Below are 13701 nucleotides of genomic sequence, written 5' to 3' on the forward strand. Positions count from 1 at the left end.
GCATGGCATTGATTTCATTGGCGCAGGGGTTGGCGCAGGCTCGCCAACACGGCTATGCGCTGGGCGCATTCAACGTGCTCGACAGCCATTTCCTGCGTGCGTTGTTTGCTGCGGCGCAGGCGGCGCGATCGCCGTTTATTATCAATATTGCCGAAGTGCACTTTAAGTACGTCTCGCTGGAGTCGCTGGTGGCGGCGATTAAAAGTGAAGTGGCGCAGCATGATATCCCGGTGGTGTTGAATCTGGATCATGGCCTGCATTTCGAGGCGGTGGTGCAGGCGCTGCGGCTGGGATTCAGCTCGGTGATGTTCGACGGTTCCGGCCTGAGCTACGAAGAGAACGTGCGTCAGACGCAGGAAGTGGTGCGCATGTGTCACGCGGTCGGCGTCTCGGTTGAGGCTGAACTGGGGGCGGTCGGCGGTGACGAAGGCGGCGCGCTGTACGGCGAGGCCGACAGCAATAAATTTACCGACCCGCAGCGGGCGCGCGAATTTGTCGAATTGACCGGCATTGATGCGCTGGCGGTGGCGATTGGCAATGCGCACGGCAAATATAAAGGCGAGCCGAAGCTCGATTTTGAGCGGTTGGCGGCTATCCAGCAGCAGGCGGGGATCCCACTGGTGCTGCATGGCGGTTCCGGCATCAGCGACGCCGATTTCAAACGCGCCATTGGCCTGGGAATTCACAAAATCAATTTCTATACCGGCATGTCGCAGGCGGCGCTGGGGGCGGTGGAGCAGCGGATAACGCAACGCCACGCGATTTACGATGAATTCGCCGAAGTGTTGCTGGCGGTGGAGCAGTCGATCAGCGAAGTGGTGCAGCAGCAAATGCATATTTTCGGCAGCGCCGGGCGGTTGTGATGAGCCGGCGTGGCATTGTTTCGGCCGGCAATATGCTGGTGGATCATGTGCATCAAATTGCGCACTGGCCGCAACCGGGCTGGCTGGTTGAGATAGAACACAGCCAACGTGCGACCGGCGGTGCGCCGCTCAATGTGCTGCTGACGCTGGCACGTATGGAGACCGGGCTGCCGCTGGCGGCGCTCGGGTTGATCGGCTGCGACGCAGACGGTGACTACATTCTGCAGATGCTGGCGCAGCACCGGGTCGACAGTGGCCTGGTCAGACGCAGCGAAACGGCGATGACCGCCATGTCGCAAGTGATGACCGAGCCGGGCGGCCAACGGACGTTTTTTCACGCGCCGGGGGCCAACCGGCAGTTGGATCTGGCCGATTTCGACCAACTGCACAGTGAACATAAAATTTTCCATCTGGGTTATCTGCTGCTGCTCGACAGCCTGGATCGCCCGGATGAAGAGTTTGGCACCCGCAGCGCCCGCCTGCTGGCGCAAATGCAGCAGCGTGGTTATCAAACTTCATTGGATTTAGTGTCGCGCCAGGGCGATCCGCGCTATCGACCGCTGGTGCTACCGGCGCTGCGCTGGTTGGATTATCTGGTGATCAACGAGCTGGAGGCCGGTGAGTTTACCGGGCTGGCATTGCGTGCGGCCAATGGTGCGGTACAACCGCAGTTGATGGCCGAGGCCGCAGAACAGCTATTGCTGGCCGGTGTGCGGCGGCGAGTGGTGATCCACTGCCCGGAAGGTGCATATGGACTGGAGAAAGGCGGTAAAGCGCGCTGGCAACCGTCGTGGCAGGTTGGCGAAACTGAAATCGTCGGCAGCGTCGGTGCCGGGGATGCCTTCTGCGCCGGGGTGCTGTACGCCAGCCATGAAAACTGGCCTTTGGCAGAGACGCTGCAATTGGCGCATGCCTGTGCGCGATTCAATCTACTGCGCGCCAACGCGATCGATGGCGCACGCCCCTTGTCGGAACTGCAGGATTATATCAGGCGGCAGCCACCGGCTGGCTGACGTCGGCGGCGAAAACATAGCCCAGCCCGCGAATGGTGCGGATCAACTCGGGTTGATGCGGGTTGATCTCGATCTTGCGTCGTAGCCGCATGATCAACACGTCGATGGTGCGATCGAACACCTCCAGCGTTTCGCTGTGGGTCAGCTCAAGCAGGCGATCGCGGGTCAGTACTTTGCGCGCGTGCTGTACCAGCGCCAGCAGCAGGCCGTATTCGCCCTGGGTCAGATCGACTGGTTGTCGCTGCGGGTTGTGTAGGGTGCAGCGGGCAGTATCCAGACACCAGCCGTTGAACTGCCAGCCTTCGGGTTTGTTCCGACCGGCGGTGGCCGGCTCCAGCGCCAGCGCACCGGTACGGCGTAACACCGCCTTGGCGCGGGCGACCACCACGCGTGGGTTAAAGGGTTTGGCAATGTAGTCGTCGGCCCCCATTTCCAGACCGACCACCACGTCGGACTCGGAGCCCAGGCCGGTCAACATCACCACCGGCAGATCCGGGCGCAGACGGTGGATCTGCTGCAACACCAGCAGGCCGTTGGTGTCCGGCAGGATCAGATCAAGCAGCACCAGAGCAATATCCGGTTGCTGGCTGAGTAAGGTTAACGCCTCGCTGCCCCGGTGGCAGGCATGCACGCTAAACACATGCTCATTGAGGACGTCGCAGAGCAGGTCACAAATGGCAGGATCGTCGTCGACGATCAATACGGCAGGTTTCATCGCTGCTCTCCGGATTTTAGGATGCGGAAAATGTTATCAACAAGTTAACTGGTTAAATGCAGTGTACCCGATGGCTAATTAATAAGCGGCAGCCGGTGTGAGTCTGATGCGGAAATTGCCATCACCGTCACACTCGGCGCTGATTGAGTGATCCTGGCAACCGAATATATTAGGCTGTGGCAACGTTGTTGTGCATTGAGGAGAAAAATCGTGCGCATTGGTATCGACCTGGGTGGCACCAAAATTGAAGTGATCGCGTTGGCCAACGATGGGCAGGAACTGTTCCGCCATCGCATCGCCACGCCGCGCCATGATTATCAGCAAACGCTGGATGCGATTACCGGTCTGGTAAAATTGGCAGAAGAAAATACCGGCCAGCAAGGCTCGGTCGGCGTCGGCATTCCCGGCACGCTGTCGCCCTATACCGGGCTGGTCAAAAACGCCAACTCGGTCTGGCTCAACGGCCAACCGCTGGATAAAGACCTGTCGGCGATGCTGGCCCGTGAAGTGCGTATTGCCAACGATGCCAACTGCCTGGCAGTGTCGGAAGCCACCGATGGTGCAGCCGCCGGCAAGCAAACCGTGTTTGCGGTGATTATTGGCACCGGTTGTGGCGCCGGGGTGGCGATTAACGGCCAGGCGCACTCGGGGGGGAACGGCATCTCTGGCGAGTGGGGGCATAACCCGCTGCCGTGGCTGGATGATGACGAGCTGCGTTTTCGCGCAGAGGTTCCCTGTTATTGCGGTAAGCAGGGGTGTATTGAAACCTTTATCTCCGGTACCGGCTTTGCCACCGACTATGCTCGCCTGAGCGGTAATCCGCTAAAAGGTCATGAAATCATGACGTTGGTGGCACAAGGGGATGCGGTGGCGGAGCAGGCCATCAGCCGTTACGAGCTGCGGCTGGCGAAATCGCTGGCGCACGTGATCAATATTTTTGATCCGGACGTGGTGGTGCTGGGCGGGGGAATGAGCAACGTGGATCGGTTGTACCAGCGGGTGCCGCAGTTGGTGAAATCCTGGGTGTTCGGTGGCGAATGCGAAACCCCGATCCGCAAGGCGGTACACGGCGATTCCAGCGGCGTGCGCGGCGCGGCGTGGCTGTGGCCGCAACTTTAATTACCGTTGCAAAAAAGCGCGGGCCTGCTCGCGCTTTAATCAATCCGCTGTACAAAAACTGGACTCCCCTCTATGCTTTAGCTAACTTAGCTAAGGAGATCGCGTATGCCTATTCAGGCCAATATGCACGAAGCCAAATCCAACCTGAGCCAACTGGCGGATAAAGCCGCACAGGGAGAGACCGTGATTATAGCGAAAGCAGGGAAGCCTTATGTTCAGCTGGTGGCCATCAAGGGGCAAACCCGCAAGCCGGGTGTTGCCAGGGGCCAATTCACCGTACCGGACAATTTTAATGATGGCGATGCAGACATCACCGCACTGTTTGAGGACGACGAGTGAAACGTCTGCTGCTGGATACCCATGCGCTGTTGTGGTGGCTGATAGACGATCCCAGCCTGGGGGAGAACGCCAGAAGGCAGATCGCCGATCCCGGCAATGTGGTGTATGTCAGCGCGGCCAGCATTTGGGAAATTTCGATTAAGCGTGCGCAGGGCAAGCTGACGCTGCCGGAGGATATCTTCGAGATAATTGAGGCAGAAGATTTTTTGCCGTTGCCGATGGCGGCCTTTCACGGTCAGCAGGCGGGCCAGTTGCCGCCGCATCATCAGGATCCTTTTGATCGCATGCTGATCGCCCAGGCGCAGGCCGAAGGGCTGACGTTGGTTTCCGCCGACGCCGCTTTTCCGCAGTATGGCATCAGGGTGTTTGACGCCCGGCGCTAAAGCGGGTTAACCCTGGGATTCACTAGGCACCGGCTCCCTTTCGCCGGTGCTGCAACCCTCTTTCTCAATCAGAGCTGGGTTATTCCAGCCGGAACTGTGGCTCCAGCCGGCTGATGCCGAGCCCGTTGACCTTTTTCACCTTAATTTGTACCGGGATCCGTTCTTTCATGGCTTCCACGTGGCTGATCACGCCAATGGTTTTCCCGGAGGCGTTCAGGCTGTCGAGCGCATCCAGCGCGGTATCCAGGGTTTCCGCATCCAGCGTGCCAAAGCCTTCGTCGAGGAACAGCGAGTCGATACTGGTCTTGTGGCTGACCAGATCGGACAGCGCCAGTGCCAGCGCCAGGCTCACCAGGAAGCTTTCACCGCCGGACAGGGTGCGGGTATCGCGCAGCGCGTCCGCCTGCCAGGTATCCACCACCTGTAGCTCCAGCGCATCGCTGGTTTTACGTTGCAACAAATAGCGCCCGTGCAGCCGCCCCAACTGGTTATTGGCCAGATACACCAGGTGATCGAGCGTCAGCCCCTGGGCAAACTTACGGAATTTATCCCCTTCTTTGGAGCCGATAAGCTGATTGAGATAGCTCCAGTCGTCGTATTGGCTCTGGCTCTGGCTGATTTGCTCAAACAGCGACTGCTGGTTGATGCGGCGGGCAGTGTCGCTTTCTAATTGATTGCGCACTTCGCCCTGGCGCAGCTGCAAGGTTTTTAACTGCTGCGCCAGCGCTGCCAGACTCTGGCTCAGGGCCTGGGGATCGGTCTGATGCTCATCCAGCCCTTCGGGACGCTGTTGCAACTGCTGTTTCAGGCTGTCAACGGCCTGTGCCAGCAGGGCGCTGGCTTCAACCTGGCGTTGTTGCAGCTGCTCTTTGCGCTGTTGCAGCTGTCGGCGCTGGTCGTCATCCAACAGCGCGGCGCTGAAGCTGGCTTCGTCGCTGAATTCACTGGCGGCCAACGCCTGTTGCCACACTTGTTCCGCCTGTTGCAGCCGCTCGGTCTGTTGCAGCAGTTGCTGTTGTAACCCGGCCAACTGGCCGCTCAGCCGATCGCGTTGCTCTTGTGCCTTCTGCCACTGTTCGGCCGCCTGCTGGCTGGCCTGCTCGCAGGCCGTTTGCCGGGCGCGTAACTGTTCGCGCACCTGGGTGATTTGCTGTTCACCAAACAGGGCCAGACGCTGCGAACGTTGCTCGCCAAGGACTCGTTCGCCGTCCTGCCACTGCTGCTGCAGCCGCTGCTGTTGCAACTGGGCTTCGGCGTGGTTTTTCTCCAGCAGGATGTAACGCTCGTCCAGCCGCGCTTTCTCTTGGTGCGCCTGCTGCTGTTGCGTTTGCAGTGCGGCCAATTGGTCTTTGGCCTGCTGCACGGCGTGCGATGCCTGTTCGTGTTGCAGCAGGGTGGCCTGACCCTGACGTTCTTCGTTGTCGCAGGCGTTCAGCCATTGGCTCAGGCGGTCGGCGTCTTGCAGGGTAAAGTCAAATGCCAGCGGTGTACTGAGGGTTTGCCACTGCTGCAGGTGAGTAGCCAACTGTTGCTCGTCTTGCGTGATGAGCTGCTGTTGGCGCTGTTGCTGTTCTTTCAGGCTTTCGCAACGGGTGCGCAGTTCGGTGCCCTGAGTATACAAAGCCTCGGTTGTGGCGCGCATCTGGGCCAGGCGCAATGCGGTTTCAGAAGGTTTTACCGCCTGATACTGCTCAATGGCCGGGTGGCTGCAGGAGCCGCACAGCGGACAGGGTTCACCGGTTTGCAGGCGGGCGCGCTCGGCTTCCAGGCTGACGATGCGCTGTTCCAGCTCGAGGGCTCTCTCCACGTCTGCCTGGTGGGCTTTTTGCTGTTTATACTGCTGCCGCGTCTCTTCGAGCTGTTTTTCATGTTCGCCGAGTTGCGTCTGGTGGGCGGCAAACTCCCTGCGCTGCTGCTCCAGCCGTTCGCTGACCTGGCTAAACAGGGAAGACAGGGTAAATAACTGCTGGCGTACCGGGCGCAGCTCGGCCAGTTCGGTCTGGCGCTGGCGCAGTACCATCAGGGGCGACTGGGCTTCCAGCGTATTTTGTTGTTGCTGTTGCGCCGTCAGCGCGGCGGTGAGGCCGTTAAGTTTTTCCTGATGCTGCCCGGCCTGTGCGGTCAACTGGCTTCGCTGAACCTCGAGTTGTTCCAGCGCTGTTTTTTGCTGGGCATACTGCTGTGCAGCGCTATCGCACGCCTGTTGCAGCTCGGCCTGCGTTTTCTGTAACTGGGCAATCTGGTGATCGAGCGGGACGACTTGCTCGTCGATCAGCCGCTGTTGCGTCTGCTGATGTTCAACATGCGCCTGCAGTTGCGCACGGGCCTGCTCCACCGCCTGTTGCAACGGCGCCATCTGGGCTAGCTGTTGCTCTTGCTGTTGCGTTAATTGGCTTATCTGCTGTTGCAGCGCCTGTTGATCGTTGCGGCAGCGGTTACGTTCATTCAGCAACGGCCGCAGTTTTTCTGCCGGCTCGCTGCGCGCCAACTGCTGCAGTTGCGGTTCGGCCGCCGCCTGTTCCTGCTGGGCCGCGTTCAGTTGACGTTGGTATTCCTGTTGTTTTTGTTGTGTTTGTTGCCACTGCTGTAACCAGTTCAGCGCCTGCTGCTGCTGGCGGGCCTGTTCGCCAAGGGTATTTTCCTGCGTTCCCAGCTCAATTAATTGGTTTTCAAGCTGCTGACGCTGTTCGTCATTGAGCAGTTCAATGCCGCTGGCGCGTTGATGCAGCGCATCCAAATCGGCCCTGGCCTGCTTATGCTGTTCGAAAACCCGCTCGGAAAGCTGGCCGTAGATCTCGGTGCCGGTCAGTTCTTCCAGCAGTTCGGCACGATCGTTGGCATCGGCATTGAGGAAGGCGGCGAACTGCCCCTGGGATAACATCATCGATTTGGTGAAGCGGCCGAAGTCCAACCCGGTGATCGCGGCGGTCATATCCAGCTTGTCGCGTACCTTGTCCGCCAGAATTTTTCCGTCTTCACGCAGCGCCAGCTCCACCTTCGGTGCCTGCAGGTTGCCGTCCGGGGCATTTTTGGCGCGGCGCTGGCTCCAGAAGGCGCGATAGCCGACCCCTTTAACTTCAAATTCGACCTCCGCCAGCGATTCGGCGGTGTGGCGCGTCATCAGCTCGTTCTGGCTCGGCGTGACGTTAAGGCGCGGCGTCTGGTGGTACAACGCCAGACAAATGGCGTCCAGCAGGGTGGTTTTGCCTGCCCCGGTAGGCCCGGTGATGGCGAATAACCCATTGCTGGCAAAGGGCTCGGCGGTAAAATCGATCTTCCATTCGCCCTGCAGGGAATTGAGGTTTTTTAATCTCAGGCTGAGGATTTTCATTGGCTTGGTTCCTGGTCGTTGTGCCGCACGGACTCGACCACCTGCTGGAACATTTGGCTCATTCGTTGCCGACGTTCTTCGGCCATTTCAGGCTCCTGCGCCAGCCGCCGTTCGAACACCTCGTTGACGCTCAGTTCATTGAGCGTTTCCTTGTCCTGCTGTTCAATGGCCTGGCGCCGCTGTTCTTTGCTACGGCGCAACAGCACCACTTCTACCGGCAGTTGATCGGCCAGTAACTGGATGCGGCGCTGAATGTCGCTAAGGTAGTCCTGTGTTGCCACTTCAATGTCCAGCCACACCGGTAGTTCACCCTGATAATCGGCGAACTGCTGCAATTGTTGTTCGATCTGCGCCAAATCACCCTTGATAAGCTGCATCGGCTGGAAGCTGGGGATCTCCAGCGCAGTGACCTGTTGCAGAGCGCCCGCGCTGAAATCCACCATAAACACGCTTTTGGCTTTGCCCAACTCGTCAAAACTGAGTGGGATCGGCGAGCCGCTGTAGCGAATATGTTCGGATTTGGCGACGTTCTGCGCGCGGTGTATATGCCCCAGCGCGATGTAGTCGGCCGGCGGGAAGGCCTGGGCCGGGAAGGCGTCCAGCGTGCCAATGTAGATATCGCGCACCGAATCGGAGGTGGTGACGCCCACGGTGGTCAGGTGGCCGGTGGCAACAATCGGCAGTGGCAAGCCCAGCGCATCGCGACGCGCGCAGGCCGCTTGGTACAGCCTTTGATAATGGTCGGCGATAGCCTCTTGCAGCGCCTGCTGTTTTTGCACTCCGGAGTCGCCGGCGCGGCTGGTGAGCAGATCGCGTGGGCGCAGGAAAGGGATGGCACAAAGTACCGCACCCGGCTGGCCGTCGCGCTGGTTCAGCACCAGAATTTGTTGTTCGCTTTCGCTCTGTGCGTTGGCAATCACGGTGGTATTCAGGCAGGAAAGCAATTCACGCGACTCATTCAAGGTTGCCACGGAGTCGTGGTTACCGCCCAGCACCACCAACTGGCAGCCGGTGCGCTGCAGATCCACCACGAATCGGTTATACAGCTCACGGGCGTAGCTTGGCGGCGAGCCGGTATCGAACAGGTCCCCGGCGACGATCAGCGCATCCACCTGCTGTTGTTCGATCTGTTCGATCAGCCAGCGCAGAAAAGCCTGATGTTCGGCGGCGCGGCTTTTAGTGAAAAAATACTGGCCAAGATGCCAGTCAGAGGTGTGGATCAGGCGCATGACACTCCCGGGGCGATAGAGTAATGGCAGGGATTATAAAGGGAATATGATGTTTCTGTATTATTAGAAATAATCGCTATGCTTACTGCCTATGACACCCGGTTTATTTCATGGCTATTTATTTCATAAATCTGTCACAAAACTGACGCATAATGGCGCCCGCAATCAACTGTGATCGCTAACACATTGGCAGGATTGACGATGGCAAGACGCATACTGGTGGTGGAAGACGAAGCGCCGATCCGTGAGATGGTGTGCTTTGTGTTGGAACAGAATGGTTACCAACCGTTGGAAGCTGAGGATTATGACAGCGCAGTGACGCGCCTGTCTGAGCCGTTCCCTGATTTAGTGTTGCTCGACTGGATGTTACCCGGAGGTTCCGGCATTCAGTTTATTAAACATATGAAGCGTGAAGCGATGACCCGCGATATTCCGGTGATGATGCTGACCGCACGCGGTGAAGAAGAAGACCGTGTCCGTGGGCTGGAGGTCGGGGCGGATGATTACATCACCAAACCCTTCTCGCCGAAGGAGCTGGTGGCGCGCATCAAGGCGGTAATGCGCCGCATTTCACCGATGGCGGTGGAAGAAGTGATTGAAATGCAAGGGCTGAGCCTGGATCCTTCTTCACACCGGGTGATGGCCAACGAGCAGGCGCTGGATATGGGGCCGACCGAGTTCAAATTGCTGCACTTCTTTATGACTCATCCAGAGCGTGTTTATAGCCGCGAACAGTTGCTTAATCACGTCTGGGGCACTAACGTTTATGTGGAAGACCGCACCGTTGACGTGCATATCCGTCGGCTCCGTAAGGCGTTAGAGACCAGTGGTCATGACAAAATGGTTCAAACCGTTCGGGGCACCGGCTACCGATTCTCAACGCGCTACTGATCGCGACGCGCTGGAGAATATGCCGTGCTAGAACGTCTATCCTGGAAGAGGCTGGCCCTGGAGCTGGCCCTTTTCTGCTTGCCTGCCTTGTTGCTGGGGCTGATTTTCGGTTATCTGCCCTGGTTGCTGCTGGCCTCCGTGCTGGCGGCGCTGGTATGGAATTTCTACAACCAACTCAAACTTTCCCACTGGCTGTGGGTTGACCGCAGCATGACGCCACCCCCTGGCCGCTGGAGCTGGGAACCGCTGTTTTACGGCCTGTACCAGATGCAGCAGCGTAATCGCCGTCGGCGGCGTGAACTGGCGCTGTTGATCAAACGCTTCCGCAGCGGCGCGGAATCGCTGCCCGATGCGGTGGTGATGACTACCGTCGAAGGCAATATCTTTTGGTGTAACGGTTTGGCGCAGCATCTGCTGGGTTTCCGCTGGCCGGAAGACAATGGTCAGCACATCCTTAACCTGCTGCGTTACCCGGAGTTCAGCCACTATCTGCAACAGCAGGAGTTCACCCGGCCGTTGACGCTGCAGTTGAACAATGAGCACTACGTCGAATTCCGCGTGATGCCTTATTCCGAAGGGCAATTACTGATGGTGGCGCGTGACGTCACCCAAATGCGCCAGCTGGAAGGCGCGCGACGCAACTTCTTCGCCAACGTCAGCCACGAGCTGCGTACCCCGCTCACGGTGTTGCAGGGCTACCTGGAGATGATGAGCGACGAAGAGCTGGATGGTTCGCTGCGCGGCAAAGCGCTGGGCACCATGCAAGAGCAGACCCGGCGTATGGATGGGCTGGTCAAACAGCTGCTGACGCTGTCGCGGATTGAGGCGGCGCCTAACGTCGAGATGAACGAACGGGTTGATATCCCGCTGATGCTGCGGGTGTTGCAACGGGAAGCGCAGTCGTTGAGCGGCGGCAACCATGAGATTAGCTTCCGGGTGAACGAACAGCTCAAGGTGTTCGGCAACGACGACCAACTGCGCAGCGCGGTATCAAACCTGGTGTACAACGCCGTCAATCACACGCCAAAGGGCACCAATATTGAAGTGAGCTGGCAACAGACGCCCAACGGTGCGCAGTTCCAGGTCAGTGATAATGGGCCGGGCATCGCCGCCGAGCATATTCCGCGCCTGACCGAACGTTTCTATCGCGTCGACAAGGCCCGTTCACGCCAGACCGGCGGCAGTGGGCTGGGGCTGGCGATCGTCAAGCATGCGCTCAGCCACCATGACGCGAGATTGGAGATCCTCAGTGAGCAGGGGATTGGCACCCGATTCATCTTTACCTTGCCTAACCGGTTGATTGTTCCCGCAGCTTTATCAGAGAATGCGGTGAAAAATTAACGCGCGAGAGGCAGGTATGATCCGAATGACCCGAGGGCTGTTGCTTTGCCTGGCGCTGCTGGTGAGCCGTGGCGCGTTAGCGCAGCCGGACGGCATGCTGTCCGGCAACCTGTCGAGCGTCGGTTCCGATACGCTGGCGAATCTGATGGCGCTGTGGGCGCAGGACTTCAGCCAGCATTACCCCAACGTTAATTTGCAGATCCAGGCCGCGGGCTCCTCAACTGCGCCGACCGCTTTGGCTGCGGGGGCCGCGCAGCTGGGGCCGATGAGCCGACCGATGAAGGCGGCGGAAGTGTCGGCATTCGAACACCGCTATGGCTATGCGCCGCTGGCAGTGCCGGTCGCCGTCGATGCGCTGGTGGTGCTGGTACATCAGGACAACCCGCTGCGCGGTCTTAATCTGCAGCAGCTTGACCGAATTTTCTCCGCTACCCTGCGCTGTGGCGAAAATCAGCCGGTGACGCGCTGGGGTGAACTGGGGTTGAACGGCGATTGGCAGCAGCGCGCGCTGCAACGCTTTGGGCGTAACTCGGCATCCGGCACCTACGGCTATTTCAAACTGCGTGCGCTGTGTGGCGGTGACTTTATGCCACGGGTCAATGAACTGCCCGGTTCTGCCTCGGTGGTGCAGGCGGTGGCCGGTTCGCTGAACAGTATCGGTTACGCCAGCATTGGTTTTCGCGCCAGCGGCGTGCGGCTGTTGCCCCTGGCCGAGTCCGGCGAAAACTATGTCACCCCCAACGATGCCAACGTGCGCAACGGTAGCTACCCGCTGTCGCGCTATCTGTATATTTACATTAACAAAGCGCCCAACCAGCCGTTGGAGCCGCTGACCGCCGCATTTCTCGATCGCGTCCTGTCCGACACCGGACAAAACCTGGTGAACCATGACGGCTATCTGCCGCTGCCTTCTGCTACTTTGCAGAAAACCCGCCGGGCGTTGGGTCTGCAATAAATTCCCCTCGGGGCGTTGATTCGCCCTCAACATGAATTTCTCTCACTACCGATGAAATTTCTTCTATTGCTGCCCGGCAGTGGGTATGACAGCATGCTTCTATCTTTTTTAGACGTCTGGATGTCCATAATAACCTGGCGTAATAATTCAAACTGTCAATTACTGAGGTAAAGGCCCGATCTTTTACCTGCTACCGGGAGTCATAATATGTGCGATTGCAACCACGCTTTTCACGCTGACGTTGTCGGCAGTCTGTTGCGCCCTGCAGCGCTGAAAACCGCTCGCCAACAGTTTCAGCAAGGCGACATTGACGCTACTGAGCTGCGGGCGGTTGAGGATCAGCAGATCCGTCTGGCGGTGGCCAAACAGCAAGAGCTCGGCCTGGCGGTGGTGACTGACGGCGAATTCCGCCGGGCGTGGTGGCACTTTGATTTTCTGGAAGGGCTGGACGGCGTGGAAGGCTATGACGCGGAGCAGGGGATCCAGTTCAACGGCGTGCAAACCCGGGCGCGCAGCATCAAGGTGGTCGGCAAGTTGGGGTTTAACCCGCAGCATCCGATGCTGGCAGATTTCCGCTTCCTGAAGGCGATCGCCGGTGATACGGTGCCGAAAATGACCATTCCAAGCCCGAGCGTGCTGCACTTTCGCGGTGGGCGCAAGGCCATCGACAGTCAGGTCTACCCGGATCTGAACGTCTATTTCGACGATCTGGCCCAAACCTATCGCGATGCGATCAAGGCATTTTATGATGCCGGTTGCCGCTATCTGCAGCTAGATGACACCGTCTGGGCCTATCTGTGTTCAGACGAACAACGCCGGCAGATCCGCGAGCGCGGAGAGGATCCGGATCGCCTGGCGCGTATTTATGCCGATGTGTTGAATGCCGCGATCGCCGACAAGCCGGACGATCTGACCATTGGGTTGCACGTTTGCCGCGGCAACTTCCGTTCCACCTGGATCTCCGAAGGCGGCTATGAGCCGGTGGCGGAGATCCTGTTCGGTCAGGTGAATATCGACGCCTTCTTCCTGGAGTATGACAATGAGCGGTCCGGCGGGTTTGAGCCGCTGCGTTTTATCAAACCAGGTAAACAGCAGGTGGTGCTGGGGCTGATCACCACCAAAAACGGTGAACTGGAGAATCCTGAGCAGGTGAAACAGCGTCTTGAGGAGGCCGCGCAGTTTGTCGACCACAGCCAACTTTGCCTCAGTACCCAGTGCGGTTTTGCCTCGACCGAAGAGGGCAACAGCCTGAGTGAATCACAGCAGTGGAATAAACTGCAAAGCGTGGTGAATATTGCCCGGCAGGTTTGGTAACGGCGAAAAACCCGTTCAGACTGCGCGAAAACTGGCTGTTTATTGGCGTTTTCGCGCGGTCATTAGCCAAAGCCTTCACGTTTTGTGAATCTGTCGCTTAAAAATTATACAAATCATGTATTGTATATTTATTGATAGCCACTATGATCGACTGGCCTCGAAAGATTATCTGGTCTATAACTCTGCTTTTTGTCATGCGTCTTGCCTT

12 protein-coding genes are annotated in these 13701 nt (G+C 58.4%); 9 read left to right on the forward strand and 3 right to left on the reverse strand.

Features of this window, described 5'->3' with window-relative positions; genetic code table 11:
- Positions 1-2: 2 nt before the first annotated feature.
- Together M2406_RS15845 and M2406_RS15850 are read left to right on the forward strand one after the other, a co-directional pair.
- On the forward strand, positions 3-863 hold the full coding sequence (locus M2406_RS15845) for a ketose 1,6-bisphosphate aldolase (RefSeq protein WP_012005474.1): 861 nt from the start codon (positions 3-5) through the stop codon (positions 861-863).
- The gene (locus tag M2406_RS15850) at positions 863-1876 is read left to right on the forward strand and encodes a carbohydrate kinase family protein (protein ID WP_259190592.1); all 1014 of its coding nucleotides are present in this window, start codon (positions 863-865) and stop codon (positions 1874-1876) included. The genes M2406_RS15845 and M2406_RS15850 overlap by 1 nt, the downstream gene beginning before the upstream one ends.
- On the opposite strand, the gene M2406_RS15855 is transcribed toward M2406_RS15850, so the two are convergent.
- Entirely contained in the window at positions 1851-2591 is a 741-nt protein-coding gene (locus M2406_RS15855) for a response regulator (RefSeq protein WP_012005476.1), read from the reverse strand. The genes M2406_RS15850 and M2406_RS15855 overlap by 26 nt on opposite strands.
- Positions 2592-2801: 210 nt before the next feature.
- On the opposite strand from M2406_RS15855, the gene mak reads away from it, so the two are divergent.
- The 3 genes from mak to M2406_RS15870 all read left to right on the forward strand — a co-directional run bounded on the left by mak (position 2802) and on the right by M2406_RS15870 (position 4432).
- Positions 2802-3710 carry a fructokinase gene (mak, locus tag M2406_RS15860; RefSeq protein ID WP_112363956.1) on the forward strand — a complete coding sequence of 303 codons (909 nt, stop codon included), beginning with the start codon at positions 2802-2804 and terminating at the stop codon, positions 3708-3710.
- 105 nt (positions 3711-3815) lie between these two features.
- Entirely contained in the window at positions 3816-4049 is a 234-nt protein-coding gene (locus M2406_RS15865; RefSeq protein ID WP_259190597.1) for a type II toxin-antitoxin system Phd/YefM family antitoxin, read from the forward strand.
- On the forward strand, positions 4046-4432 hold the full coding sequence (locus tag M2406_RS15870) for a type II toxin-antitoxin system VapC family toxin (RefSeq protein ID WP_259190598.1): 387 nt from the start codon (positions 4046-4048) through the stop codon (positions 4430-4432). The genes M2406_RS15865 and M2406_RS15870 overlap by 4 nt, the downstream gene beginning before the upstream one ends.
- A gap of 79 nt (positions 4433-4511) precedes the next feature.
- Here the strand turns inward: M2406_RS15870 and sbcC are convergent, their stop codons facing one another.
- Both sbcC and sbcD read right to left on the reverse strand, forming a co-directional pair.
- A complete protein-coding gene (sbcC, locus tag M2406_RS15875) occupies positions 4512-7763 on the reverse strand; it encodes an exonuclease subunit SbcC (RefSeq protein WP_259190599.1) in 3252 nt (1083 codons plus the stop codon).
- Complete coding sequence (gene sbcD, locus M2406_RS15880; RefSeq protein ID WP_259190600.1) at positions 7760-8992, reverse strand: exonuclease subunit SbcD; 1233 nt, start codon at positions 8990-8992, stop codon at positions 7760-7762. Before sbcD ends, sbcC begins: the two co-directional genes overlap by 4 nt.
- A gap of 201 nt (positions 8993-9193) precedes the next feature.
- Here sbcD and phoB point away from each other — a divergent pair, with 201 nt between their 5' ends.
- The 4 genes from phoB to M2406_RS15900 all read left to right on the forward strand — a co-directional run bounded on the left by phoB (position 9194) and on the right by M2406_RS15900 (position 13493).
- Positions 9194-9883, forward strand: coding sequence for a phosphate response regulator transcription factor PhoB (gene phoB / locus M2406_RS15885; protein ID WP_012005482.1), 690 nt, complete (start codon positions 9194-9196; stop codon positions 9881-9883).
- Positions 9884-9907: 24 nt separating this feature from the next.
- Entirely contained in the window at positions 9908-11224 is a 1317-nt protein-coding gene (gene phoR / locus M2406_RS15890) for a phosphate regulon sensor histidine kinase PhoR (RefSeq protein ID WP_012005483.1), read from the forward strand.
- Between the two features lie 16 nt (positions 11225-11240).
- On the forward strand, positions 11241-12179 hold the full coding sequence (locus M2406_RS15895; protein WP_012005484.1) for a PstS family phosphate ABC transporter substrate-binding protein: 939 nt from the start codon (positions 11241-11243) through the stop codon (positions 12177-12179).
- Positions 12180-12386: 207 nt separating this feature from the next.
- On the forward strand, positions 12387-13493 hold the full coding sequence (locus M2406_RS15900) for a cobalamin-independent methionine synthase II family protein (protein WP_259190601.1): 1107 nt from the start codon (positions 12387-12389) through the stop codon (positions 13491-13493).
- Positions 13494-13701: the final 208 nt, after the last annotated feature.

Source organism: Serratia sp. BIGb0163 (genome assembly GCF_024809935.1).
In the GTDB taxonomy this organism is placed as follows: Bacteria; Pseudomonadota; Gammaproteobacteria; order Enterobacterales; family Enterobacteriaceae; genus Serratia; species Serratia quinivorans.

Excerpts from the sequence above, each read along its gene's own strand:
- sbcC (WP_259190599.1), bottom strand. The coding sequence starts at position 7,763 with ATGAAAATCCTCAGCCTGAGATTAAAAAACCTCAATTCCCTGCAGGGC.
- M2406_RS15850 (WP_259190592.1), top strand. The coding sequence starts at position 863 with ATGAGCCGGCGTGGCATTGTTTCGGCCGGCAATATGCTGGTGGATCAT.
- M2406_RS15845 (WP_012005474.1), top strand. The coding sequence starts at position 3 with ATGGCATTGATTTCATTGGCGCAGGGGTTGGCGCAGGCTCGCCAACAC.
- M2406_RS15895 (WP_012005484.1), top strand. The coding sequence starts at position 11,241 with ATGATCCGAATGACCCGAGGGCTGTTGCTTTGCCTGGCGCTGCTGGTG.
- sbcD (WP_259190600.1), bottom strand. The coding sequence starts at position 8,992 with ATGCGCCTGATCCACACCTCTGACTGGCATCTTGGCCAGTATTTTTTC.
- phoB (WP_012005482.1), top strand. The coding sequence starts at position 9,194 with ATGGCAAGACGCATACTGGTGGTGGAAGACGAAGCGCCGATCCGTGAG.
- M2406_RS15900 (WP_259190601.1), top strand. The coding sequence starts at position 12,387 with ATGTGCGATTGCAACCACGCTTTTCACGCTGACGTTGTCGGCAGTCTG.
- M2406_RS15855 (WP_012005476.1), bottom strand. The coding sequence starts at position 2,591 with ATGAAACCTGCCGTATTGATCGTCGACGACGATCCTGCCATTTGTGAC.
- M2406_RS15865 (WP_259190597.1), top strand. The coding sequence starts at position 3,816 with ATGCCTATTCAGGCCAATATGCACGAAGCCAAATCCAACCTGAGCCAA.